26 protein-coding genes are annotated in these 24486 nt (G+C 64.7%); 15 read left to right on the top strand and 11 right to left on the bottom strand.

The annotated features are described in order from the left end of the window. Positions 1-88: 88 nt before the first annotated feature. From AC1DSF_RS06440 to AC1DSF_RS06430, 3 genes are read right to left on the bottom strand one after another with little or no spacing between them, the layout of a single operon-like run. Positions 89-316 (bottom strand): YbdD/YjiX family protein, encoded by a 228-nt coding sequence (locus AC1DSF_RS06440; protein WP_478126400.1) that lies wholly within the window; start codon positions 314-316, stop codon positions 89-91. Beyond that, on the bottom strand, positions 313-2379 hold the full coding sequence (locus tag AC1DSF_RS06435; protein WP_478126399.1) for a carbon starvation CstA family protein: 2067 nt from the start codon (positions 2377-2379) through the stop codon (positions 313-315). The genes AC1DSF_RS06440 and AC1DSF_RS06435 overlap by 4 nt, the downstream gene beginning before the upstream one ends. A gap of 41 nt (positions 2380-2420) precedes the next feature. After that, positions 2421-3218, bottom strand: a complete 798-nt coding sequence (locus AC1DSF_RS06430; RefSeq protein WP_478126398.1) for a fumarylacetoacetate hydrolase family protein — start codon at positions 3216-3218, stop codon at positions 2421-2423. A gap of 177 nt (positions 3219-3395) precedes the next feature. Between AC1DSF_RS06430 and AC1DSF_RS06425 the strand changes: the two genes are divergently transcribed. Then, the gene (locus tag AC1DSF_RS06425; protein ID WP_478126397.1) at positions 3396-3665 is read left to right on the top strand and encodes a hypothetical protein; all 270 of its coding nucleotides are present in this window, start codon (positions 3396-3398) and stop codon (positions 3663-3665) included. A 21-nt stretch (positions 3666-3686) separates the two neighbouring features. On the opposite strand, the gene AC1DSF_RS06420 is transcribed toward AC1DSF_RS06425, so the two are convergent. The 5 genes from AC1DSF_RS06420 to AC1DSF_RS06400 form a co-directional block, all read right to left on the bottom strand. Further along, entirely contained in the window at positions 3687-5141 is a 1455-nt protein-coding gene (locus AC1DSF_RS06420; protein WP_478182474.1) for a GntP family permease, read from the bottom strand. A 3-nt stretch (positions 5142-5144) separates the two neighbouring features. Beyond that, the gene (locus AC1DSF_RS06415) at positions 5145-6158 is read right to left on the bottom strand and encodes a patatin-like phospholipase family protein (protein WP_478182473.1); all 1014 of its coding nucleotides are present in this window, start codon (positions 6156-6158) and stop codon (positions 5145-5147) included. A gap of 103 nt (positions 6159-6261) precedes the next feature. Next, positions 6262-7164, bottom strand: a complete 903-nt coding sequence (locus AC1DSF_RS06410; RefSeq protein WP_478182472.1) for a transglutaminase family protein — start codon at positions 7162-7164, stop codon at positions 6262-6264. A gap of 40 nt (positions 7165-7204) precedes the next feature. Further along, complete coding sequence (gene mnmC / locus AC1DSF_RS06405) at positions 7205-9055, bottom strand: bifunctional tRNA (5-methylaminomethyl-2-thiouridine)(34)-methyltransferase MnmC2/FAD-dependent 5-carboxymethylaminomethyl-2-thiouridine(34) oxidoreductase MnmC1 (RefSeq protein ID WP_478182471.1); 1851 nt, start codon at positions 9053-9055, stop codon at positions 7205-7207. Between the two features lie 223 nt (positions 9056-9278). Continuing rightward, entirely contained in the window at positions 9279-9545 is a 267-nt protein-coding gene (locus tag AC1DSF_RS06400; protein WP_478126392.1) for an oxidative damage protection protein, read from the bottom strand. 126 nt (positions 9546-9671) lie between these two features. Here AC1DSF_RS06400 and AC1DSF_RS06395 point away from each other — a divergent pair, with 126 nt between their 5' ends. From AC1DSF_RS06395 to AC1DSF_RS06335, 13 genes are all read left to right on the top strand, one after another. After that, positions 9672-10697 carry a sulfate ABC transporter substrate-binding protein gene (locus AC1DSF_RS06395; protein ID WP_478126391.1) on the top strand — a complete coding sequence of 342 codons (1026 nt, stop codon included), beginning with the start codon at positions 9672-9674 and terminating at the stop codon, positions 10695-10697. An 11-nt stretch (positions 10698-10708) separates the two neighbouring features. Further along, a complete protein-coding gene (ssuE, locus tag AC1DSF_RS06390) occupies positions 10709-11293 on the top strand; it encodes an NADPH-dependent FMN reductase (RefSeq protein ID WP_478126390.1) in 585 nt (194 codons plus the stop codon). A 119-nt stretch (positions 11294-11412) separates the two neighbouring features. After that, a complete protein-coding gene (locus AC1DSF_RS06385) occupies positions 11413-12378 on the top strand; it encodes a sulfonate ABC transporter substrate-binding protein (protein WP_478126389.1) in 966 nt (321 codons plus the stop codon). Between the two features lie 18 nt (positions 12379-12396). Continuing rightward, positions 12397-13422: a sulfonate ABC transporter substrate-binding protein gene (locus AC1DSF_RS06380; protein ID WP_478126388.1), complete on the top strand. Its 1026-nt coding sequence runs from the start codon at positions 12397-12399 to the stop codon at positions 13420-13422. An 11-nt stretch (positions 13423-13433) separates the two neighbouring features. Continuing rightward, positions 13434-14603: an FMNH2-dependent alkanesulfonate monooxygenase gene (ssuD, locus tag AC1DSF_RS06375; protein WP_478126387.1), complete on the top strand. Its 1170-nt coding sequence runs from the start codon at positions 13434-13436 to the stop codon at positions 14601-14603. Positions 14604-14637: 34 nt separating this feature from the next. Next, a complete protein-coding gene (gene ssuC / locus AC1DSF_RS06370; RefSeq protein WP_478126386.1) occupies positions 14638-15489 on the top strand; it encodes an aliphatic sulfonate ABC transporter permease SsuC in 852 nt (283 codons plus the stop codon). A gap of 27 nt (positions 15490-15516) precedes the next feature. Continuing rightward, the gene (locus tag AC1DSF_RS06365; protein ID WP_478126385.1) at positions 15517-16362 is read left to right on the top strand and encodes an ATP-binding cassette domain-containing protein; all 846 of its coding nucleotides are present in this window, start codon (positions 15517-15519) and stop codon (positions 16360-16362) included. Positions 16363-16403: 41 nt separating this feature from the next. Further along, a complete protein-coding gene (locus AC1DSF_RS06360; RefSeq protein WP_028250350.1) occupies positions 16404-16619 on the top strand; it encodes a TOBE domain-containing protein in 216 nt (71 codons plus the stop codon). Positions 16620-16626: 7 nt separating this feature from the next. Next, positions 16627-17670, top strand: a complete 1044-nt coding sequence (locus AC1DSF_RS06355; protein ID WP_478126384.1) for a methionine ABC transporter ATP-binding protein — start codon at positions 16627-16629, stop codon at positions 17668-17670. Further along, positions 17663-18328: a methionine ABC transporter permease gene (locus AC1DSF_RS06350; RefSeq protein WP_478126383.1), complete on the top strand. Its 666-nt coding sequence runs from the start codon at positions 17663-17665 to the stop codon at positions 18326-18328. Before AC1DSF_RS06355 ends, AC1DSF_RS06350 begins: the two co-directional genes overlap by 8 nt. 34 nt (positions 18329-18362) lie before the next feature. Continuing rightward, positions 18363-19169: a MetQ/NlpA family ABC transporter substrate-binding protein gene (locus AC1DSF_RS06345; protein ID WP_478126382.1), complete on the top strand. Its 807-nt coding sequence runs from the start codon at positions 18363-18365 to the stop codon at positions 19167-19169. 121 nt (positions 19170-19290) lie between these two features. Next, positions 19291-20205 carry a serine O-acetyltransferase EpsC gene (epsC, locus tag AC1DSF_RS06340; RefSeq protein ID WP_478126381.1) on the top strand — a complete coding sequence of 305 codons (915 nt, stop codon included), beginning with the start codon at positions 19291-19293 and terminating at the stop codon, positions 20203-20205. A 50-nt stretch (positions 20206-20255) separates the two neighbouring features. Continuing rightward, positions 20256-20810, top strand: a complete 555-nt coding sequence (locus tag AC1DSF_RS06335; protein WP_478126380.1) for an NADPH-dependent FMN reductase — start codon at positions 20256-20258, stop codon at positions 20808-20810. On the opposite strand, the gene AC1DSF_RS06330 is transcribed toward AC1DSF_RS06335, so the two are convergent. Genes AC1DSF_RS06330 through AC1DSF_RS06320 form a run of 3 tightly spaced genes read right to left on the bottom strand, consistent with a single transcriptional unit; the run spans position 20791 to position 23225 of the window. Further along, a complete protein-coding gene (locus tag AC1DSF_RS06330; protein ID WP_478126379.1) occupies positions 20791-21582 on the bottom strand; it encodes a cyclase family protein in 792 nt (263 codons plus the stop codon). The genes AC1DSF_RS06335 and AC1DSF_RS06330 overlap by 20 nt on opposite strands. Next, positions 21563-22147, bottom strand: coding sequence for a flavin reductase family protein (locus AC1DSF_RS06325; RefSeq protein ID WP_478182470.1), 585 nt, complete (start codon positions 22145-22147; stop codon positions 21563-21565). The genes AC1DSF_RS06330 and AC1DSF_RS06325 overlap by 20 nt, the downstream gene beginning before the upstream one ends. Next, the gene (locus AC1DSF_RS06320) at positions 22122-23225 is read right to left on the bottom strand and encodes an LLM class flavin-dependent oxidoreductase (RefSeq protein WP_478126377.1); all 1104 of its coding nucleotides are present in this window, start codon (positions 23223-23225) and stop codon (positions 22122-22124) included. Before AC1DSF_RS06320 ends, AC1DSF_RS06325 begins: the two co-directional genes overlap by 26 nt. Positions 23226-23451: 226 nt before the next feature. On the opposite strand from AC1DSF_RS06320, the gene AC1DSF_RS06315 reads away from it, so the two are divergent. After that, a complete protein-coding gene (locus tag AC1DSF_RS06315; protein ID WP_478126376.1) occupies positions 23452-24462 on the top strand; it encodes an AraC family transcriptional regulator in 1011 nt (336 codons plus the stop codon). The last annotated feature ends 24 nt before the right edge of the window (positions 24463-24486 follow it).

Raw genomic sequence — 24486 nt, 5'->3', positions numbered from 1 at the left:
GCGCACCCGAAACCGGGCTCGGAACGTGAGCGATTCTAGGAACTGCGGCGCGCCGGCGCTCGCGGCAGATCGGCACGGCCGCCAGGACTCAACAGCAGCGCCCAGTGCCCTGGCCGTACCGCCGTTCGATCACCCGAGCGCAGTATTCGTTGCGTGACATCACCGGCGCCCCGGGATGCGTGGCTTCGGCGTGCGCAAGGTAGCGCTCATAGTCGGGCATGCCGAAAACCTGACGGCACACCGAACAGACGCTGCGCATGCTGCGTCCCAGCCAGCGATCGGTATCGCCCGCAGGCGTCGTTGCAGGCGTGTTCAAGGCATCGCCCCTTGCGCGCCAGAGAACGGCGGAATCTCATGCGCCGTCGGCTTCGACTGCTTCAGCGCCTGCATGCAGATCTTGGCCGCGAAGACGCACATCGCCACCACGAGCAGCACGAAGAAGCCGCACACGATCGCGTCGAGGTAGTTGTTGAAGGCGACCCGCTGCATTTCCTCGATGGACTTGGCCGGTGCGATCAGCATGCCTTGTGCGGCGGCATCGCCGAACTTTCGCGCCAGCGCCACGAAACCGATGGCGGGGTCCGGATGGAAGATTTTCTGCACGCCTGCAGTCAGGGTGGTGATGAGCAGCCAGGCCGTCGGCAGCAAAGTGACCCACACGTAGCGCTGCCGCTTCATCTTGACCAGCACGCTGGTGCACAGGAGCAGCGCGATACCGGCCAGCATCTGGTTGCCCACGCCGAACAGTTGCCAAAGCGTGTTGATGCCGCCCAATGGATCGACCACGCCCTGATACAGGAAGTACCCCCACATCGCGACGCACAGCGCGGTGGCGACAAGGTTGGCTGGCAGGAAGTCGGTATTGCCGAGCGGCTTGTAGACGTGGCCCAGCATGTCCTGGATCATGAAGCGTCCCACCCGCGTTCCGGCGTCGACGGCCGTCAGGATGAACAGCGCCTCGAACAGGATCGCGAAGTGGTACCAGAAGGCTTCCATCGACTTTCCACCGAACGCCTGGCCGAGGATCTGCGCCATGCCGACTGCCAGCGTCGGGGCGCCACCTGCGCGCGAGAGGATGCTGGTTTCGCCGATGTCCTTGGCAGTCTGCGCGATGAGGTCCGGCGTGATGGTGAAGCCCCAACTCGAGATGACCTGTGCGGCGTTTGCAGCGGTCGTTCCGATCACCGCAGCGGGTGCGTTCATCGCAAAGTAGATGCCCGGGTCGAGCACACTCGCGGCGGTCAGCGCCATCACCGCGACGAAGGATTCGGCCAGCATGCCGCCGAATCCGATGATGCGCATGTGAGATTCCTTTTCGATCATCTTCGGCGTCGTGCCCGAGGAGATCAGCGCATGAAAGCCCGAAACCGAGCCGCACGCGATCGTGATGAAAAGAAACGGAAAGAGCTTGCCCGAGAAGACCGGCCCCGTGCCGTCGATAAATCGCGTGGTGGCGGGCATCGACAACTGCGGCGCGACGTAGTAGATGCCGAGCGCCAGCGCGACGATGGTGCCGATCTTCAGGAAAGTGCTCAGGTAGTCGCGAGGCGCCAGCATCAGCCATACCGGCAGGCTGGCGGCGATTGCGCCGTAGATGATCAGCGCCCAGGCAAGCTGCGGGCCGGTGAGGGTGAACATCGGCCCCCATGTCGGGTCGCCCGCCACGGCGCGGCCGAGAAAGATCGATCCCAGCAGAAGCACCACCCCGAACGCGGACGCTTCGCCAACGCGCCCGGGGCGGATGACGCGCATGTAGAGCCCCATCAGGAGCGCAATCGGAATGGTCGCGAAGATCGTGAACAGCCCCCACGGGCTTCCCGTGAGCGCCTTGACGACGATCAGCGCGAGCACCGCCAGGATGATGATCATGATCGCCAGCACGCCGACGAGAGCCAGCGAACCCGGAACCGGGCCGAGTTCCATCTTGATCATCTCGCCGAGCGACTTGCCGTCCCGCCGAACAGAGGCAAAGAGCACGATGAAGTCCTGCACCGCGCCCGCCAGCACCACGCCCGCGAGGATCCAGATCGTGCCGGGCAGAAAGCCCATCTGCACGGCCAGCACCGGCCCCACGAGCGGCCCCGCACCGGCGATAGCCGCGAAATGATGGCCGTACAGCACCCATTTGTTGGTGGGCACGTAGTCCATTCCGTCGTTGTGCCGAACAGCCGGCGTCGCCCGCGAGTCGTCCAGGCGCAGAACCTTGTCCGCAATGAACTTGCTGTAGAAGCGATACGCGATGAAGTAGACGCACAAGGCGGCGGTGACCAGCCACACCGCATTGACGCTTTCGCCGCGGCCCAGCGCCAGCGCGGCAAACGAAAAGGCGCCGAGGATGGCGACGGCTGACCAGACCAGGAGGGATGTGAGCTTGTTCATCGCGCAGTCCTCTCAGGAAAAAACGTCCGCAACGTTTCGCGTCAGACGACCTTCACGCTGATGTCGTAAAGGCCGTCGATGTGCCCCGTCATCACATCGCCCGGCACCACCGGCCCGACGTTTTCGGGGGTACCCGAGTAAACGATGTCACCCGGGAATAGTTCGTTGTAGGTCGAGAGGTTCGCGATCTGTTCGGCCACGCTCCAGATCATCCGCGAAAGGTCGCTCGACTGCTTTGTCTGTCCGTTCACCTTGAGCCAGATGCCGCCCTTGCTGAAATGGCCGACCTGACTCACCGGATGCAGGTGGCTCACCACCGCCGAATGGTCGAAGGACTTGCCGATTTCCCAGGGCTTCTTCTCGTTCGCCATGGCATTCTGGAGGTCGCGACGGGTCATGTCCAGACCAACCGCGTAGGCGAAGACGCAGTCCAGCGCCTGGCTGGCCGGAATGTTCCGGCCGCCCTTGCCGAGCGCGGCGACCAGTTCGACCTCGTAGTGATAGTTCTTCGTCACCGGCGGATAGGGATGATCGATCGTCACCCCTTTCGGCACCAGTTGCACTGCGTCGCTGGGCTTCTGGAAGAAGAAGGGCGGCTCGCGCGTCGGGTCCGAACCGCGTTCGATTGCGTGCGCTGCGTAGTTCCTGCCGATGCAGTAGATGCGGCGAACCGGAAAGGACTGCTCGCTGCCCATTACCGGGATGGTCGACCCGGCGACGGCGAACATGGGCTTCCTCGCGTCCTGCGCGCCAGCCGTCGAGGCACAGCCGGAGAGCGCTCCCGCCGCCATTGCCGCGGTAGAGAGTTGCAGCATGGCTCGGCGATTCGTAGCGGTCATCGATTCAGTCTCCTTGTTACTTTTGAAAGGACACCATCATCCCGCCGACGCCCATCGATGCATAGGCTCATCGCCTATCGGACTGAACGGCTACGGCCTAAGCGGTATAGACCTACAGCGGCACCCGTAATACATAAGTAGTCTGCAAACCCGATCACAACCGAGGAAAAGTCTGACGTGGCGCAAGTTCAAGGACGCGAGATGACGACGCTGTACCAAGCAGTCGTTTGCAGTCGCCTGAGGGTCGAGCAGGCGCGCGGAGAGCTTGTCGAGGCGCTCGGCGATTGGCTCTGCGGAAGCGGTACTCCGCCCGGCGTGCGGGAGATCGAAGCACTCGCGCTTCTCACCGCAGCGCAAGAGGAAGCCGAGGCCGAATATGCGCGGCACATCGCGGTCCTTTCCAATGCACTGGTCGCACGGCTGCGGCGCAGCCGAACGCACCTGTAGCGGGTGCGCTGTGGGAGCCGTTCAGAACGAACCGAAAGTCGACCCGAGAACAATCACCGCAACCAGCGCCAACAGGGCGCCGACGATGCCGACCATCACGATGTCGAAATAGCTCTCGCGATGTCCCTGGCCGCACACCGCGAGCAGGGTGACGACCGCCCCGTTGTGCGGCAGGCTGTCCAGCGTGCCTGCGCCGATCACCGCGACCCGGTGCATCAGCGCAGGGTCGAGGCCGATCGTCGCCGCGAGTTGCATGTAGGTGCTGCCCAGCGCATCGAGCGCGATGGTCAGGCCGCCCGAGGCCGATCCAGTCAGCGCCGCGAGGATGTTGGTCGACAGTGCCAGCGACACCAGCGGGCCTCCGCCGATCCCGAGCACCCATTCACGCACCGCCTCGAACGCAGGCATCGCCGCGACCACGGCGCCGAAACCCACCAGGCTGGCGACGCCCACCACCGGCAGCACTGCCGCGTTGGCGCCTGCGTCCACGGTCGCGCGCAGCGACGGCAAGCGTTTCCAGTTGAGCGCGATCAGCACCACGATGGCCACCGTGAGTGCCACCAGCACGGCCCACACGCCGCCGACGTTCGCCAGCGTGATGCCACCGAAGCGCGGCTCGGAAAGGAAATCGGTATCCATGCGCGGCAGGACCACCAGCGCCATCACCAGATTGACCAGTACCACGATGGCAAGCGGCAGCAGTGCGACGACGACGCTGGGTTGCCCGGTGCCGTGTTCGCCGTGCTCGATTTCCGCGGGATCGAAACTGCCGGACGTCGTTGCACGTTCGCGCACGACAGGGTCTTCGGACGCGCTCACGTGCTTGTCCAGCGCCACCGCGCCGTAGCTTTCGCCGGCCCGCCGCGCGGACCCTTCAGCGCGCCGCAGCCACCACATGCCGAAGCCGAGCATGATGGCCGAGGCGATCAAACCCAGCCCCGGCGCGGCAAAGGCCGTGGTGCCGAAGAAGGGCATCGGAATTGCGTTCTGGATGGCGGGAGTTCCAGGCAATGCCGACATCGTGAAGGTGGAAGTCCCCAGCGCGATCGCCGCCGGCATGAGGCGGCCCGGAATGTCCGCTGCGCGGAACAGTGCCTGCGCCATCGGCGCCAGCACGAAGAACGCGACGAACAAGCTGACGCCGCCATAGGTCACGAGCGCGCCCGCCAGGACGACGGCGAGCATGGCGCGCTTCGGCCCGAGCTTTTCGGTCATAAAGCGTGCGATGGTCTGCACCGAACCGCTGTCGTCCATCAGCTTGCCGAAAATCGCTCCGAGCAGGAAGAGGGGGAAGAACTGCGCCAGGAAGCCGGCCGCCGAGGTCATGAAAGTCTGCGTCCAGTGCGCGAGCAAGGGCTCGCCGGCGAAGAGCGCGGCAATGAGAGCCGCCATCGGCGCCAGCACCAGAACGCTCCAGCCCCGATACGAGAGCCAGATCAGCAGCCCGAGGCCGACGAAGATTCCTGCGAGTCCCATGCTTCAGACTCCTTCGAGCAGCGCGTCGAGGTCGAGCGTCGAACGCTTGCCGATGTCGCCTGCATGCGCATCGATGAACGCGGTTGCCGAGCGCCGGCCTTCGTCGCGCAGCTTGCAGAGGAACTCCCACTCCGCGATGAGCTTGGATGAGTAGCCGAGTTCGAGCATCGCGTCCGTGGAAATCCGGTGAATGCGCATGCGCGCCCAGGCTGCGCCTTCGCCGTGACCCGGGTCCGCCACCTGATGCAGCATCGCGATCATGCGCAATTCCTTCAGCAGAGGCGAGTTGAACGAGATTTCATTCAGGCGGTTGTTGATCTCCTGCGCGGAACGCGGAATGCCGGGACGTTCCACCGGGTTGATCTGCACGAGGATCGTGTCGCTCGAACTGCATTCACGGATCAGCGGAGTCATGGTCGGATTGCCCGCATAGCCCCCGTCCCAGTAGGGCTCGCCATCGATCTCGACCGCATGGAACATCGTCGGCAGGCAGGCCGATGCGAGCAGCACGTCGGGGCCGATCTCCGCATTCCGGAAGACGCGCCCGCGGCCGGTGCGCACGTTGGTCGCGGTCACGAACAGCTTGATGGGGGAGGAGGCCAGCCGGTCGAAGTCGATCAGCTCGGCCAGGATGCCGCGCAATGGATTCATGCCCCGCGGGTTGAGGTCGTAGGGCGACCACAGGCGCGTCGCCATGTCGATCGCCATGAAGGCCGGCGAATTGTCGAGCGTCCAGCGGCCGCTCATCATTTCCATCCAGCTGCGGCGGAAAGGACTGAAGCGGGCCGCCTCGGAAACGCCGCGCCAGAAGGTCTCGAGCGATTCGCGTGCGCCATCGGCACCCGCCCTTGCATGGCCGCAAGCCAGCACCGCGGCGTTCATCGCGCCAGCGGACGTGCCCGAAATGCCGTCGATCCGAAACCATGGCTCTTCGAGCAGTCGGTCGAGCACGCCCCAGGTGAATGCGCCATGCGAGCCACCGCCTTGCAGCGCAAGATCGATCGGGAGAGTTTTCAAGGGGAGACCTCCAAGGCCGAAGCCATTGCCCAAGCGGACGTTGTAGAGAGAGGATGCACGCAAGCAATGGCCGAGCCAGCTTGCCGGAGTGAGGCGACGGGCATCAGGCGGATATGCGCCGAATCACGACCGAGGCGTCGAGCCCTTCATAGGCGCCTGGCTCGCCATACCAGGTGCCGGAGATGGGCGCCGCGAGCGCCGGATCGCGCGCCACGCCCACGCGGATCAACTGGTTGCCGCCGAGGAAGTTGTTGGTCGGGTCGAAGGCCACCCAGCCCGCGCCTGGCAAGTAGGCTTGAAGCCATGCGTGCGTGCTGCCGGCGCCTGTGACGGAACCATCGGCCGAGTCGCTGGCGACTTGCGTGTCGAGTGCGGCGTCGTAAAGATAGCCTGTGACAAAGCGCGTCGCGATGCCCAGTCGGCGAGCGGCTTCCATCATCAGCAAAGCGTAGTCGCGGCAACTGCCGCTGCCGAGAGCGAGCGTCTGCAGCGGTGTCTGCGTGCCTTCCTCGTCGCGCGCGGCGTACGTCAGGGTCTGTCCGATGTGCGCGTTCATGCGCTTGAGCACCTCGAAGGTGGTATTGGGCGCGTCGGTCTGGAGAAATTGATGCGCCCAACGAATCAGCGCGGCATCCGGGTCGTCGTGATGCGGGCGCAAGTAGCAGTCGAGGTCGAAACGGTCCTGCACGGAATAGGCAAACGGAATGACTTCGGCCGATGGGTCCAGCGCCAGCATGTCGACGGTGCTGGGCACGTGCTCGATCGTGAAGCGGCAGACGATGCGCAATTCAGTCGCTTCGCCCAGCGGATACACGAGCGCGACCGAATTGGAGTGAGGGTCCAGGATCATGCGTACGTTGGCTGTCGGGCTCACCTGCAGGTCGGTCGCGAGCACACGCAAGTCATGGCTCTCGCGGGGCCGAAACATCACGCGATGCATCCCGAAGGTGACGGGCGACCTGTATCTGTAGACCGTGGTGTGCGTGACGTCGTAGTGAATGGGCATGCGCGCATTGTGCTGCGCGGAAGGAGATCGGGCGACCCCATCACATGGACGATGTCGCGCGCGACGTGTCCAATGCGCTCGCGAGCTTCGCCGGCAGCGGCAGCGGCTCGCCGTGCCAGCGCGCGGCAAGCACTTCGGCGCAGAGTGCCGCGAAGCTCATCCCGCGCGAGCCCATGGCGGTGCAGAGCCAGGCGCTGTTCTCGTTCGATGCATCCACCGGTCCAACGAGCGGGCGCCGGTCGCCGGAAGCGCAGCGCACGCCGGCCCACGCTTGCACATTGCCCTCCGTGAAGGCTGCGGCGAGCTGCGCGGCCGCATCGGGATGCAGTTGTCGGAGTCGTTCGAAGTTGACCTGACGCTCGCCGGGCCGCACCGATGGATCGCTGCTGTGGCGGTCGAAGGTCGCGCCAGCCAGCCACAACTTGCCGGCTTCGTCCGGCACCCCGGCAATCAGATGACCGTCGCCGTTGACCGGTACGTCAGGCAAACGCGCGCCCGAAGGCGCGACGCCCCAAGCCACTTGGCCACGCACGGGCTGCAGCGGAAAGCGGGGTGCGAAGGCGCGGCTTTCAAAGCCGGCGGCAATCACGACGCGATCGGCCTGCGCCAAGGCTGCGCCGGCGCCGTCACGGAGCGTCCAGCCTGACTCGATGCGTTCAATGCGTGCCACGTGGCGGCCTGTCTCCACGCGAACGCCCGGTCGCTTGAGCCATGCGTCGACGAGCCGCGCGGGCCGCACCCATCCAGCGCGTGCGTGCCACAGCGCGACGGCATCGCACGGCAAACCCGCGTCTCGCAGTTGCGCCGCCGTCGCATGCCATGACTCGTTCGGGCCTTCGGCAGTCCAGCCGTCGGGCACACGTGCATCTCCGGCGGCGCGCCGCTCGATCACGCCACTCGCGCGCCAGTCGCGCCCTTCGTCCAGCCATTGCGTCAACTGCTGCCACACCGCGCGAATGCCCGCTCGCGTGAGGCGCGAGAGCAGCGCATCGTCTGGCGACACATGCGGTGCCAGCACACCGACCGGCAGCCCGGATGCGCCAGCCGCAGGGCGCACAGCCGCATCCAGCACGGTGACTTTCCAGCCGCGCCGCGCGAGACTCGCCGCGACCGCCGCACCGGCCAGCCCCGCGCCAACCACCGCGCAATAGCCGGGCTTTGCTGGCGGCGCCGGTTCGGGCCCACGCCGCCGGACCTCCCATGCAGGCGCGAACACCGCCTGAAGGCAATCCCTTTTGGGTGGCAAGCCAGGTGCCTTGGTCACTTCGAATCCGAATTGCGTCAGCGCCGCCCGAACGCTGCTGGCAATCGTCCAGGTGGCCGCACGCGTTCCACGCCGAGCGAAACGCGAAACCGCCTTCAACGTTTCGGCCGACCACATCGCCGGGTTGCGCTGCGGACTGAAACCATCGAGAAAGATGCTGTCCGCTTCAAAGCGCTGGGCGCGCAACATCGGCTGCACGTCGCCAACGCAGAGCGTGAGCAGCACCCGACCTTCGTCGAACCAAAGCCGATGAAACCCCGGCAGCAGCCCGTGCCATTGATCGGCCAGCATTTCGGCCAGCGGCATCAATTCGGGGTAGGCGCATGCAGCCCGCAGCAAGTCTTCCCTCGAGACCGGATGCCCCTCGACGGAAACGAAGTGCAGCAACCGAGGCCGCCGCGGATCAGCCCGCCAGGCCTCCCAGCTTGTCAGGAAATTGAGTCCAAACCCAAACCCGGTTTCGAGAATCCGCCACTGCGCCTCCCCGCCCCAAGCCGCAGGCAGCCCACATCCCCCCAAAAACACATGCCGCGCCTGCGCCAGCGCCCCCGTCTCCGAGTGATAGATATCGTCGAACCGCGCGCTACGCGGAACCCCGTCCAACCGCCAATCAACAGGTTCAGCCATGTCAAATCCGAGCTATGCCGACAGCGCAAGTCCAGAAATACCGCGGAACCGGCTCAGCCGGGCTGCTGGTATTGCCCCTGGTAGGGGGTGGAGAGCGACACGAAGTGCGCGAGCCTGGGGGCGAGCAACAGGAATACCGTGGAACCGGCTCCGCCGGGCCACTGGTATTGCCCCCGGTAGGGGGTGGAGAGCGACACGAAGTGCGCGAGCCTGGGGGCGAGCCCTATTGCGGCACGTAGCCCTGCGCGACGTCCGCACCGCCGCCGAAAAAGTGGTTTTCCATCTGGCGCGCCAGGTACTGGCGCGCCCGCGCATCGGCCAGATTCAACCGGTTTTCATTCACAAGCATCGTCTGCTGCTTCAGCCAGGCCGCCCACGCTTCCTTGCTGACGTTTTCCCAGATGCGTTTGCCGAGTTCGCCGGGGTAGGGCGGAAAGTCGAGACCTTCGGCCTCTTTGCCGAGCTTGATGCACTGGACCATGCGTGCCATTTGGATGCCTTTGGGGTGTCTTAGTTGATTTTGCTATTTAGAACTGAGAACTCAGTCGTTCTCTATTCCATATGCCGTATCCAGAATACGTCGCTTCAGCTTTATGCCATTTACGAGCACTAGACCATGAGCCTTCGCCGCGACTTTATCAAGCTTTCCCTCGGTGTCGCCGCCGTTGCGGGCTTCGCCCTGACGGCATTGCCGTCGTTTGCACAGGGGGTGACGCTGCTCAATGTCTCCTACGACCCGACCCGCGAACTGTATGTCGACTACAACCAGGTTTTTGCGAAGTACTGGAAGGCCAAGACCGGCCAGGACGTGACGATCAAGCAGTCGCACGGCGGCTCCGGCAAGCAGGCCCGTTCGATCATCGACGGCCTGGACGCCGACGTCGCGACGCTCGCGCTGGCCGGTGACACCGATGCGCTCGTCACGCACGGCGGCCTCGTCAAGCCTGACTGGCAAAAGCGCCTGCCGCACAACTCGGCGCCCTACACCTCGACCATCGTCTTTCTCGTGAAGAAAGGCAATCCCAAGGGCCTGAAGGACTGGGACGATCTCGTGAAGCCGGGCGTTCAGGTGATCACCCCGAACCCGAAGACTTCAGGCGGCGCGCGCTGGAACTACCTTGCCGCCTGGGAATTTGCCAAGCGCAAGTACGGCGGCGATGACAAGGCCAAGGACTTCGTGGGCAAGCTCTACAAGAACGTGCCCGTGCTCGACACCGGCGCTCGGGGTTCGACCATCACCTTCGTGCAGCGCGGCGTGGGCGACGTGCTGCTGGCGTGGGAAAACGAGGCCTTCCTCGCGCTGAAGGAATTCGGGCCGGAGAAGTTCGACATCGTCGTGCCGTCGGTCAGCATCCTGGCGGAACCGACGGTGGCTGTGGTCGACAAGGTCGTCGACAAGAAGGGTACGCGCGCCGTGGCGGAGGAATACCTGAAGTATCTGTATTCGGATGAAGGCCAGGACGTGGTCGGCCGCAACTATTACCGGCCGACATCGGAGAAGGCGAAGGCAAAGTACGAAAAGCAGTTCCCCAAGCTCACGCTCTTCACGATCGACGATGCATTCGGTGGCTGGACCAAGGCCGACAAGACGCACTTCGCCGATGGCGGCACCTTCGACCAGATCTACCTGAGCAACAAGTAACGCGCGCGGCCATGACTGTTCTTCTGATTGCCGGCAGCCCTTCTGCGCCTTCGCGCTCGGCCGTTTTGCTCGACGCCGTCTCGGCGCGGCTTGCGGAGCGCGGTGTGCCGGTGGATCGGCTCGCGATCCGCGAACTGGCCGCCCACGCCTTGCTGTTGGGGGAGGCTTCGCATTCAACGGTGCAGCACGCGGTGGAGCAGGTCCGTCGGGCTGACGTCATCGTGATCGCGACACCGGTCTACAAGGCTGCCTACAGCGGTGTGCTGAAGGTGTTTCTCGATCTGCTGCCGCAGTCGGCACTCAAGGGCAAGACGGTGCTGCCGCTGGCGACCGGCGGCAGTCCGCATCACATGCTGGCGCTCGACTATGCGCTGCGGCCGGTGCTGCAGTCGCTCGCAGCGCGGCACATCCTCCCGGGTGTGTATGCAACAGACGGGCAGGTGACGCTGCAGCCAGAAGGGGCGTATCAGTTGCAGGCCGATCTGGCGCAGCGCCTGGACGATGCGGTCGAGACATTGGCGAGCGAAGGCCTCAAGCTGCCGGCGACCTGGGGCTTCGAGCCTGTGGCTTTCTCGCGCGTGCGATGTAGCGTCTGACGGATCGTCCGTTGACGCAGCGCCCATGGCGGCGCTTTCTTTCCCACTTCCCCAATTCCATTTCGTTCCGATTTTTGGCCGCTGCGCGGTCCGGGGCGAGCTACGTCTGAAAGAAGCAAATGCAATCATCCTCGACCCGCCGGCAGCTGATCCAGGGCGCCGCCGCAGCGATCGCGCTGCCAGCAATGGGCGCATGGGCACAGGCACCGGCACCTCGGGGCGAACGCCAGCTCCGAATCGGCAACCAGAAGGGCCAGTTGAGCCTGCTCAAGGCTCGCGGCACGCTGGAGAAGCGGCTGGCGCCGTTGGGCGTGACGGTCAAATGGACGGAATTCACGGCGGGCCCGGTACAACTCGAGGCGCTCAATGTCGGCTCGATCGACTTCGGCGATGTGGGCGAGGCGCCCCCCATCTTTGCGCAGGCCGCGGGCGCGCCGCTGGCCTACGTCGCCGCCACCGTGCCCCGGCCTGCGGCGGAAGCAGTGCTGGTTCAGCAGGATTCGCCAATTCGGACGGTCGCTGACCTGAAAGGCAAGAAGATTGCGCTCAACAAGGGCAGCAACGTTCACTATTTCATCGTCAAGCTGTTCGAGAAGCATGGGCTTCCGTACAGCGACCTGAAGTTCGTCTTCCTGCCGCCGGCCGATGCGCGCGCCGCCTTCGAGAAGGGCTCCGTCGATGCCTGGGTGATCTGGGATCCCTTCCTCGCGTCCGCGGAAAAGTTGCTCGGCGCCCGCATCCTGGCCGATGCGAGCGGGGTGGTGGGCAATCGCGCCTACTACTTCTCGTCGCTCGACTACGTGGCGAAAAATGCGGACGTATTGGCCGCGGTGACCGAAGAGATCAACCGCGTCGACCATTGGGCCGCTGCCAACAAGGATTCGTTTGCCGCGGAACTGTCGACCATCTGGGGGCTGCCCAAGCCCGTCGTCGATGTGACGGTTGCGCGCTCGGCATACGGCACGTCGCCAATCACCAAGGCCATCCTCGGTGAGCAGCAACAGATCGCCGACACCTTCTTTGCCCTTGGCTTGATCCCGCGAAAGATCCGCGTGTTCGACGCCGCCTCGGCCAATATCGCCTGAGCGCACGGAGGCACCACCATGACTGCTTCGCTTCCGAGCTCGTCGGCTGCTCGCCGTCGCCTGCTGCAGTTGCTTGCGCTCACCGCAGGCACCTGGGGGCTGGGCGGTCCTATCGCGCTGGCACAGCCTGTGAGCGCGTCGCCTTCGGCCGCTGAGCCTTCCCCGCAGTTGCAGCTGCTCAGAATCGGCTATCAGAAATCCGCCGCCAACCTGGTGATCGTCAAACAGTCGGGCTGGCTCGAAAAGCGCTTTCCGACCACGAAGATCGGCTGGATCGAGTTTCCGGCCGGACCGCAGTTGCTCGAAGCCTTGTCGGTCGGAAGTCTGGAGTTCGGACTCACCGGTGATTCGCCGCCCGTCTTTGCCCAGGCGGCCGGCAAGGATCTCGTCTATGTCGGCGCCGAGCCGCCCAAGCCGGACAGCTCCGCGGTGCTCGTGCTGAAGGACTCGCCGCTCAAGACTCTGGCTGACCTCAAGGGACGAAAGGTGGCGCTGCAGAAGGGCTCGAGCGCGCACTTCCTCCTCGTGCGCGCGGTCGAGAAGGCCGGGCTGCAATGGAGCGATATCCAGCCCATCTACCTCGCGCCGGCCGATGCGCGTGCGGCCTTCGAGCGCGGCAGCATCGACGCATGGGCGATCTGGGATCCGTTCTACGCCGCGACGGAGCTTGCAATCCATCCGCGTGCGCTGGCGACGGGCCGCGGGCTTTCGAACAACAACTCTTTCTACCTGGCGTCGCGTGCGCTTGCGGAGCGGCACCCGGCGGTGATCAATGCGCTGTTCGAAGAGCTGACGCGCGCCGACCGGCTGGTGCAGCAGGACCGGCCCGCCGCGATCAAGCTCATCGCGGAATTCAGCGGACTGGATGCCGGCATCGTGAGCCTGTTCCTGCAGCGGCGGCCGCCATCGCCGGTGGGTCCGATCCAGCCCGCGACCACCGCCGACCAGCAACGCGTCGCGGACGCCTTTCTCAAGCTGGGGCTTATCCCCAAGCCGGTGGAAGTCGCCCGAATCGTCTGGCACCCCGACGCCGCCAAACCCTGAAAGCACATCCCATGAATATCTTCTGGTTCCTTCCCACGCATGGCGACAGTCGCTATCTCGGCACCACCGAGGGCGCTCGCCCGGTCGACCTGGCCTACCTGCAGCAGATCGCCGGCGCGGCCGACAAGCTGGGCTATGAAGGCGTGCTGATCCCGACAGGGCGCTCTTGCGAAGATCCGTGGGTGATCGCGTCGAGCCTGATCGGTGCGACAACGCGGCTCAAGTTCCTCGTCGCGGTACGACCAGGATTGCATCAACCCAGCCTCGCCGCGCGCATGGCCGCGACCTTCGACCGGCTCTCCGGCGGTCGTGTGCTCGTGAACCTCGTGACCGGCGGCGACCAGACCGAGCTCGAAGGCGATGGGGTGTTCCTCGACCATGCGGCGCGCTACGAGCAGTCGGCCGAGTTCATCCGCATCTGGCGCGAGATCATCGCTCGCAGCCATGAAGGAAAGAGCTTCGACTACGACGGCAAGCACCTGAGCGTGAAGGGCGCGAAGCTGCTTTTCCCGCCGACGCAAAAGCCGTATCCACCGGTGTGGTTCGGCGGTTCGTCGGCAGCGGCGCACGACTTGGCCGCCGAGCAGGTGGATGCCTATCTCACGTGGGGCGAGCCGCCAGCAGAGGTGGCAAAGAAGATCGCGGACGTGCGCGAACGTGCAGCGCGCAAGGGCCGCACGGTCAAGTTCGGCATCCGACTGCACGTCATCGTTCGTGAGACCGAGGACGAGGCGTGGCGGGCGGCCGAATCGCTGATCAGCCGCGTCGACGATGAAACGGTGATTCGCGCACAGAACGCCTTTGCGCGCATGGATTCCGAAGGCCAACGCCGCATGGCTGCGCTGCACGCGGGCGGTGCGAAGCGCACGCGCGCCGATCTGGAGATCAGTCCGAACCTCTGGGCCGGCGTAGGGTTGGTGCGCGGCGGTGCGGGGACGGCGCTGGTGGGCGATCCGAAGACCGTCGCCGCGCGCATCGAGGAATACGCCGCGCTTGGCATCGAGAGCTTCATCTTCTCGGGCTATCCGCATCTGGAAGAGTCCTATCGGTTCGCCGAACTGGTGTTTCCGCTGCTGCCACGCAAGCAGCGCCCGGGCTTGCCAGGTGAGACGCTGACCGGCCCCTTCGGCGAAGTGGTCGCCAATCTCGATGCGCCTTCGCGTCTTCTGTCGCAGAGCTGAGCAGTACCCAGCAGTACCCAGCCAAAGGATTCACATGACTGAACAAGTGCAGACTTTGCCCGCACAAACTCCCGCATCCACGTCGGCGCCGTTGCTGGGCGCCGTCAAAGGCTTCGGGGTCTCGGTAGCGAAGCGCCTCGTGCCCTGGCTGGTGCCGGTAGGCCTGATCGTGGCGTGGCAGATTGCGTCATCCCTCGGATGGCTTTCGACGCGCGTGCTGCCTGCACCGGTCGACGTCATCAAGGCGGCCTGGACGCTGGCTGCGTCGGGCGAGCTGTGGACGCACGTCAAGGTGAGCGCCGGTCGCGCGCTGGGCGGCCTGGCCATCGGCGGCGGCTTCGGCCTTGCCCTGGGGCTGCTCACCGGGTCGGTCCGCTTCTTCGAGACGCTGCTCGATTCGACGATCCAGATGGTGCGCAACATCCCGGCGCTGGCGTTGATTCCGCTCGTGATCCTGTGGTTCGGCATCGAAGAGTCGGCCAAGCTGTTCCTGATCTCGGTGTCGGTGTTCTTTCCGATCTACCTCAACACCTTCCACGGCATCCGCAATGTCGATCCGCAATTGATCGAGATGGGCCGCACTTACGGCCTCACGCGCTGGCAGCTCTACAAGGAAGTGATTCTTCCGGGCGCGATGTCGTCAATCCTGGTCGGCCTGCGCTTTTCGCTCGGGCTGATGTGGGTGATCCTCATCGTGGCCGAGACCATCTCTGCGCAATCGGGCATCGGCTATCTCACGATGAACGCGCGCGAGTTTTTGCAGACGGACATCGTGCTCGTCGGCATCTTGCTCTACGCGCTGCTGGGCAAATTGGCCGATCTGTTCGCGCGCGGCCTCGAACGCTGGTGGCTGCGGTGGCATCCGGGCTATCGCGTTGCGAAGTGATGAAGTGACGACAGCAAAGTGAACACCATGAGCGCCATCCCCTACATCCCGCAAATCCCGCACAGTCCATCGGAAGAGCCCGGCGGCGTCCGGCTCGATATTCGCGGCCTCTCCAAGCGCTACGGCGAGCGCGAAGTGCTGCGCAATACGCAGCTTTCGGTCGAGCCTGGCCAATTCATCGCCATCGTCGGCCGCAGCGGATGCGGCAAGAGCACGCTGCTGCGGCTGGTCGCAGGTCTTGAAGAGGCTTCGGAGGGTGCGCTCTATACCGACGGCAACTCGGTCGCTGGCCTGCACGACGACACGCGGATCATGTTCCAGGAGGCGCGACTGCTGCCGTGGCGGCGCGTGCTCGACAACGTGACGCTGGGCCTGCCCGCGCAGAGCCGCCCTCATGGCGAAGAAGTCCTGGCGCAAGTCGGCCTTGCCGAGCGCAAGAACGAATGGCCGGCGCGGCTTTCCGGCGGGCAACGACAGCGTGTGGCGCTCGCGCGCGCCCTCGTGCATCAGCCGCGCCTGTTGCTGCTCGATGAGCCTCTGGGTGCGCTCGACGCGCTGACTCGCATCGAGATGCATCGCCTGATCGAGAACCTCTGGCAACGACATCGCTTCACTGCGCTGCTAGTCACGCACGACGTGCAGGAGGCGGTGGCGCTGGCCGATCGCGTCATCCTGATCGAGGACGGGCGCATCGCGCTGGACGAGAACATCGCGCTCGCACGGCCGCGCTCGCAGGGCGACCCGGCCTTCGCGGCGATCGAGAAGCGCATTCTTGATCGGGTCCTGCAAAAGCCGCAAAGCCCCGAAGCCCAACCGGCCAACGATACCCGCTGGGCCGATGGGCCCGCGCACGTGCTGCGCTGGGCCGTATGAGCCCTTCATCCAGTTCAATCACCCAACCGAAGGAGTTTTCCATGTCCATCCAAGCCATCAACGTTCGCAACCAGTTCAAGGGCAAGGTCCGCGAGATCATCCGCGGCGACGTCGTCTCCGAAGTCGATGTCGAGACCGCCTGGGGCATCGTGACCTCGGTCATCACGACGCGCTCGGTCGACGAGCTTCAACTCAAGCCGGGCTCCGACGTGGTCGCGCTGGTGAAGTCGACCGAAGTGTCGATCGCCAAGCTCTAATACGGGGATGATTCAACTCAAAGATATTCATCAGATCTACGACGGCCCGAGCGGGCCGGTCGAGGCTCTCAAGGGCATCGACCTGACGGTGGCGCCGGGCCAAGTGTTCGGCGTGATCGGGCGCAGCGGCGCGGGCAAGAGCTCGCTCGTGCGCACTATCAATCTCCTCAATCGCCCCATCCGCGGCAGCGTGCGGGTGGATGGGCGCGAGCTCACGGCCATGAACGATGTCGAACTGCGCGGCGCGCGGCAGGGCATCGGCATGATTTTTCAGCACTTCAACCTGCTGGCGTCGCGCACCGTGTACAACAACGTGGCCTTGCCGCTCGAACTCGCCGGCCTCGGTGCCTCGGAGATCAAGGGGCGGGTCGATCCGCTGCTGGAACTGGTGGGCCTCACCGGCCTGCGCGACCGCTATCCGGCGCAGATCAGCGGCGGTCAGAAGCAGCGCGTCGGCATCGCGCGGGCATTGGCCAACCGGCCGAAGGTGCTGCTTTCGGACGAGGCCACCTCGGCGCTCGACCCCGAGACCACGCGCTCGATCCTCGCGCTGTTGCAGCACATCAACCGCGAATTCGGCCTGACTGTCCTGCTCATCACCCACGAGATGCAGGTCATCAAGCAGCTCGCGCAACAAGTCGCGGTCATCGACCATGGCCGCATCGTGGAGCAGGGGGCCGTGCTCGATGTCTTCACGCGGCCGCAGCATGAAACGACGCGCAGCCTGCTCGACGACATTGCGCCACAAGAACTGCCTGAAAGCGTGCTTGCGCGCATCCGCGCGCTGATGCAAGACGACGCCGCACATGCGCCTCAGTTGCTGCGCCTGGCCTTTGCAGGGGACGATGCGGCGGACCAGCCGCTGCTTTCGCAGGTGATCCGCCGGTTTGGCATCGACCTGTCCATCGTGCATGGGCAAGTCGACGAAATCCAGGGCCGGCCTTTCGGCTCGCTTGCCGTGCTGGCGCGCGGAGCGGGGGAGTCGGTCGCTTCGGCTGTGGCCTATCTGCGGGGCGCCGGCGTGGTGGTGCAGGAGGTCGCCCATGTTTGACGTCTTCACCAGGCCGATGCTGGAACTCTTCGCCGCTTCGTTGTGGGAAACCATCGTGATGGTCGGCATCTCGGGCTTCATCGGCGCGCTGGTGGGTGTGCCGCTCGGCGTGTACCTGCATCTCACGGACACCGGTGGCGTGCTCGAGAACCGCCCGGCCAACCGGATCGTCGGTGCCATCGTCAATGCGGTGCGCTCCACGCCCTTCATCATCCTGCTGGTCGCGATCATTCCGTTGACGCGCTTGCTCACGGGCTCGTCGATCGGCACTGCGGCCGCCGTGGTGCCGTTGAGCCTTGCCGCCGCTCCTTTTGTCGCGCGGCTGGTGGAGACATCCCTCCGCGAGGTCGATCGCGGACTGGTCGAAGCTGCGCAGGCCATGGGCGCAACCACGCGCCAGATCGTGTGGAAGGTGCTGTTGCCCGAGGCTCTCCCGGGCATCGTGGCCGGCGTGACAATATCTTTCGTCAGCCTCACCGGCTATTCGGCGATGGCGGGCGCGATCGGCGGCGGCGGACTGGGCGACCTCGGCATCCGCTACGGCTATCAGCGCTTTCTGCCCGAAGTGATGCTGGCTGTGGTCATCGTGCTGATCCTCTTCGTGCAGGCGCTGCAAAGCGGCGGTGACTGGCTCGTGCGCAGGCTCAGCCACAAGTGACTTTTCTCTTTTTTTCTCTCAAGGAACTCGTTTCATGATTCACCCCAAACGCAAGCTTCTTCAGTCGATCATCGCAATGACGATCGTCTCGGGCTTTGCGGCCGTGCCGGCGCTCGCTCAGGACAAGCCGATCAAGGTCGGCGTCACCGGCGGGCCGCACGCCCAGATCTTCGAGCAGGTCAAGAAGGTGGCCGAAAAGGACGGACTCAAGATCCAGATCATCGAGTTCAGTGACTATGTTCAGCCCAATGCCGCGTTGGCCGCGGGCGACCTCGACGCCAACAGCTATCAGCACAAGCCGTACCTCGACCAGCAGATCAAGGACCGCAACTACAAGCTGGCGGACGTGGCCTACACCGTCAATTTCCCCATTGGTATCTATTCGAAAAAGGTCAAGAGCCTGAACGACCTGAAGGAAGGCGCCCGCTTCGGCATGCCGAACGACCCGACCAATGGCGGGCGTGTGCTGCTCGTGCTGCAGGACCAAGGGCTGATCAAGCTCAGGCCCGAAGCCGGGCTCAAGGCGACGCCGCTCGACGTGATCGAGAACCCCAAGAAGATCAAGTTCGTGGAAGTCGATGCGGCCCAGTTGCCGCGCACGCTGGATGACCTCGATGCCGCCGGCATCAACACCAACTTCGCGCTGTCTGCTGGCCTCAACCCCGGCAAGGATGCGATTGCCAAGGAAAGCGCGAAGAGCCCCTACGTGAACATCCTCGTCGTGCGCGAGCGGGACAAGAGCAAGCCGTGGGTCGCCAAGCTGGTGAAGGCTTATCACTCCGATGAGGTGCGCAACTACATCCAGACCGAGTTCAAGGGCTCGGTGCTGGCGGGCTGGTAAGAGGGACGGCCGGACTTGCCTGAAGACCGTGGGCCGGGTTTGAGGTAGAAACCCGCTCAGGGTGGGGTTTTGTGCGATGGTGCAAGGTTCAAGCCCCAACACCGAACACCAAAGGAATGGCATGTCCCTGTTCGACGTCAGTGACATCGTCGCCGGCCTGCATGAGGCCCGCGACGAATGGCGCGATGCCCAGAAGCGGTCGCGCGAGCCCGGCAGTCGCGAATTTCCCTCACGCGATGCGCTGGCAGGCATTGTCGAGTCGCTGAAGGGCGCGCTTTTTCCGATGCGGCTCGGTCCGCCGGAGCTTCGCAGGGAAAGCGAAGACTTCTATGTGGGCTACACGCTGGATGCGGCGCTTCAGTCATTGCTCGCGCAGGCGCGGCTCGAACTGCGCTACACGGCGCGCCATGAGCCGCGCGCTCCCGAAGAAATCGACGCCGACGCGGACGCGGCAGTCCGCGACTTCGCGGCGGCGCTGCCGGGCATCCGCCGGTTGCTGGACGGCGACGTGCTCGCCGCCTTCCTGGGCGACCCCGCGGCGCGAAGCGTTGACGAGGTGCTGCTCTGCTACCCCGGCATTCTCGCGATGATTCATCATCGCCTGGCCCATCGGTTGTACGGCCTGGGCTTGCCGCTGCTGGCGCGCATCGTGGCCGAACTGGCGCACGGACAGACCGGCATCGACATCCATCCCGGTGCTCAGATCGACGCCGGATTCTTCATCGACCACGGCACGGGCGTCGTCATTGGCGAAACAGCCGTGATCGGCAAGCGCGTTCGCATCTACCAGGCGGTGACGCTCGGTGCCAAGCGCTTTCCGACCGATGTCGAGGGCAATCTGCAAAAGGGCCTGCCGCGCCACCCGGTCGTTGAAGACGACGTGGTCATCTACGCCGGCGCGACCATCCTGGGGCGCGTGACGCTGGGCAAGGGCGCGACCATCGGCGGCAATGTGTGGATCACCGATGATGTGCCGCCCGGCGCCAATGTGACGCAGGCCAGCCTGCAGAACGCGCCGCAGCGTCGGCAGGCCTGACCCGCCCATCGTTCATTGCAACTTCCTTCAACCATAGACAAGGAGTTTTCATGGCCCAGAAAAAAATCGCCGTGGTCATCGGCAGCCTGCGGAAGGACTCGCTAAACCGCAAGCTCGCGCTGGCCATTGCGCATCTTGCCCCCGAGGACTTCACTTTCGAGCATCTGCAGATCGACGATCTCCCGCTCTATAACCAGGACCAGGACGGCAATCAGGCGCCTTCGGTCAAGCGCCTCAAGACCGAGATCGCGGCGGCTGACGGGGTGCTGTTCGTTACCCCCGAATACAACCGCGCAGTCCCGGGCGTGATGAAGAACGCAATCGATAACGCTTCGCGCCCCTATGGCCAGAGCGCCTGGGCGGGCAAGCCAGCCGGCGTGATCGGTATTTCGGTGGGCCAGATCGGCACCGCCATTGCGCAGCAGCAGTTGCGCACGATCCTGGCCTACCTGGACATGCCGACGCTAGGCCAGCCCGAGGTTTTCCTGCAGAACAAGGAAGGCCTTTTCGACGACAAGGGACATGTCGCGGAAGGTTCGACCAAGCAGTTTCTGCAGAGCTGGGTCGACAAGTACGTCGCCTGGATCAAGGACCACTCGAAATAAGCGCAAGAACGCGCAGCGGGCTGCCGGAGCCGCCCTGGATCTTCAGTGGCGCTGCCCAGATCATGGCGCCCCTCGGCGGCAACTGATGCAGGTTCGTCAGGCATTGCAGCCCGTAGCGATTGGCGCCGTGCATCAGCGTGTGGCACGGATAGGGCAGTGGCCACGAATGCGCCTGCCCGGCGTCGGTGTTGATGGTCTCCACGCCGAAGCCATGCACGTCGCGCTGCTCGATGAGCCATTGCACTGTTTCCTGGGTGGGCCCCGGCGTGTGGGCGCCGTCCTCGCGCAGATTCAGGAACGCCGCCGGATCGCTCGCGCGGCGGGACCAGTCCGTGCGAAACAATACCCACGCACCGGCTGGAATGCGGCCATGCTTTGATTCCCACGCTTCGAGGAAGGGCACGGTCAACAGCCAGTCAGGGTTGCCGGCGACTTCAGCGGAGGCGTCGACCACCACAGCCGGCGCGACAAAATTCCGGGCGTCGATGGTATCGACGCTGTTGTTCGGATGGTCCTTGCCGCTGATCCAGTGCACCGGTGCATCGAAGTGCGTGCCCGTGTGTTCGCCGCAAGAAAAGTTGTTCCAGTACCAGCCCGGACCCGCTTCGTCGTAGTGCGAGATCTTCTCCATCTTGAAGCCCCAGACTTGGCCGAACTGCGGCGGCAGTTGCAGCGCTGGAAAGTCGGGCGACAAGGTCTGGGTGAGGTCGACGACGCGGATTCGCCCTTCGAGCAGTTCGGAGGCGAGGCGATCAAGAGTGGCATGTGTCATGGGTGCGGATCTCCGTGGGAACAGTGAGAGCAGTGAGAGCAGTGGGAATGGTCAAGGCCGTGTAGTTGGTTTTCCAGTAGACGAGCGCGCCCTCGTCGCGCTCGCCGGTGCGAACTGCGCGCACGCGGCCAAGCACGACGCAGTGGCCGTGACGCTCGAAGCTTTCCTCGATCTCGCAGGCGAAGGCAGCCGTTGCGCCGTCGAGCAGCCACGCTTCTTCGATCCGATGCCACCTCGATCGCGCGTAGCGGCCCTCGCCCTGAATGCCCTGTCGGCCCGAAAAGCGCTCTGCGACGGTTTGCTGGTGCTCCCCAAGTACGTTGACGCCAAACCGTCCGTGCTCGCGCATCAACGGCCAGGACGAAGACGAGGCGTTGACGGACACCAGCAATACCGCGGGTTCGACCGACAGCGAGACGACGGACGTGGCCGTGAAACCCGTGCGCGCTCCAAGAGTGCCAACGGTGATGACGCTGACCCCGCCCGCGAGCTGCCGCATGGCCGTGCGGAAGGCGTGGCCGTCGACTGGATCGGCCGTGTCATGCATCGCGCAGGCCATGTGCATGGAGGATCGGGAGAACCGTGTCTCGGAAGTACGGGAACTCCTTGACGTAGTCGACGAAGGACAGCGTGGTGCCGCTGAAGCCGGCCTCGGCGAGGCTGATGATCCCCTGAGCCACTTGCTCGGGGGTGCCGACCAGCGGATAGCCACCGTGGCCCGCCGCCATGCGGTCGCGGATCAGCGCCAGCAGATCGTGCGGAAACGATTGTGCGTGCGCGAACTGAAGGTTGACCAGGTTGTCCACGGCCGCCCAGTCCGCATGCTCCTGCCCGAAATGCGAGAGATAGGCGCGCGCCTCTGCCTCCGTCGGCCGGCAGACCACATGAGAGAAAGTCAGTACTCCGACCTCGCGCCCCTTGGCGTTTGCCGAGCTTCGCAATTCGGCGACTTCATCCTTCGAGCGGGCAAGATCAATAGCCGGCGTGAAGAGGAAGTTCGCATTGCGCGTGGCGAATTCACGCCCCAGCCCCGAGCCTGCCGCATTGAGGATCGGCGGCAATTCGCCGTAGGGCTTCGGATGGCTGTGTATGCCCTTGAGCTGGAAATGCGCGCCGTCCCAGTCGAAGATGCCCGGGTCTTGCCAAAGCTTGCGCACCAGCTGATACCACTCTTCGGCGTAGGCATAGCGCGTCTCGTGATCGGGCGGGAGCTTCAGGCCCAGCGCCTCGTACTCCGGGTTGTTCCATCCGGCCACGATGTTCAGGCCGGCCCGGCCCTGGCCGAGCTGGTCGATGGTGGCAATCTGCTTCGCGACAACGACCGGATGGTTGGCCGCGGTGTGCGTGGTCGCGAACACCGTCAGTTGCTTGGTTTGGGCGACCAGTCCGGTTGCCCAGGTCACGGTTTCGAGAACATCGCCGTGGAAGTTGGTTTCGCCGCCGTAGCCGATCCAGCGTGCGATGGGCAGCATGAAGTCGATGCCCGCGTCGTCGAGCATTTGGGCGAGTTTCAGGTTGTTGTCCCAGGTGTTCTGCCAACGTTCCGGCACTTTGGTGACGGACATGCCGCTGGAACAGTTGGATGCAAAGGTGCCGAGCAGGAAGTGCTTGCGTTGCAGGAGGGGAGTTGCTTGGATTGGCATGGGGCGTGCATGTGTGGACTTGGACGGGTTCACGATAGGGGCACGGCGCGAGGGCAGTGTCCCGGGCGCGCAAGCGCTGTCCCATGAGTGCAAGTCTTTGTGCCGCCATGGCCGCAGGGAGCGCGGCGGTCGAGGGTTATCCCCGAAGTCCGGGCTCGGCGCGAGCGCCCAGTATCGGGACACGGGACTGCCCAGACGCGTTTCAGACCAGATTTCCGGAGAGAGCGTGATTCAAGCTTCAGTTGTTGCCGATGCCCAGAGCCCGTTGGCTCACGTCGGCCACTTTCAGACTTCAGATCTCGACGAGGCGCGCAGCCGCGTCACGCAGGTGTTCTGCGATCACAAGCTGACGGTCGTCGGCAGCCGCCAGCGCGTCAAGGCATCGATGCACTATCGCGGAATCGGCGCTTTGGGTTTGGGGCGGATGGGCTACGGCGCCACTGTGGCGATCGATCCGGGACGGCTTGAGAGCTTTTATCTCGTTCAGGTCCTTCTGAAAGGGAACGAAAGCGTGCGCACGGCGGGTGAAACGGTGCAGTCGACGAGCGCCGTCGCGTCGGTCGTCAGTCCCAGCGAGTCGATGACGATGCTCCACCATGAAGGTTGCGAGAAGCTGTTCGTGCGCGTGGAGCGCGCGGCACTCGAAAAGCATTGCGCCGGCCAGCTCGGCCGGCCCTTGCGCGACCCGCTCGTCTTTACGCCAGCGATGGTGCTCGATCAGCCGCAGGTGGCGGCATGGGCACGGTGGATTCGCTGGTTGTTCGAGGAGCTCGGCGACGACCTCTCGAAAAGTTCGCCATGGGTCGACTCCCCGCTGCTGGCTTCGCAAATTGAGCAAGCGGGCATTGCCGCACTGTTGCAATGCCAGCCGCACACGTACCGCGAAGTTCTCGGCGCGGCCGAGCACAGCGTCTCTCCCGGTTTCGTGCGGCGGGCGGAGGCTTACATCCACGATCACGCACACGAGTCGATTTCGATCGCGGACGTCGCCGGCCACGTGGACGTGAGCACGCGGGCGCTGTTCCTCGGGTTTCGGAAGTACAAGGGCACCACGCCGATGCGCTACATGTCCGATGTGCGCATGGCGCGCGTGCGCGACGAGCTGTCGCAAGGGCGCCTTGCCGGTGAAACGGTGCGCGATGTCGCATTGCGGTGGGGCTTCGCTCACCTTGGGCACTTCAGCGCACGTTATCGCGAGAAGTACGGCGAGTTGCCATCCCAAACGCTGAACCGCTGAGACCTAGGTCGACCGAATCAATCG

This window comes from Variovorax sp. 01N429 (genome assembly GCF_056399425.1).
Note: the sequence above shows the minus strand (reverse complement) of the source record. Positions and strands in the feature narration are given on the sequence as shown.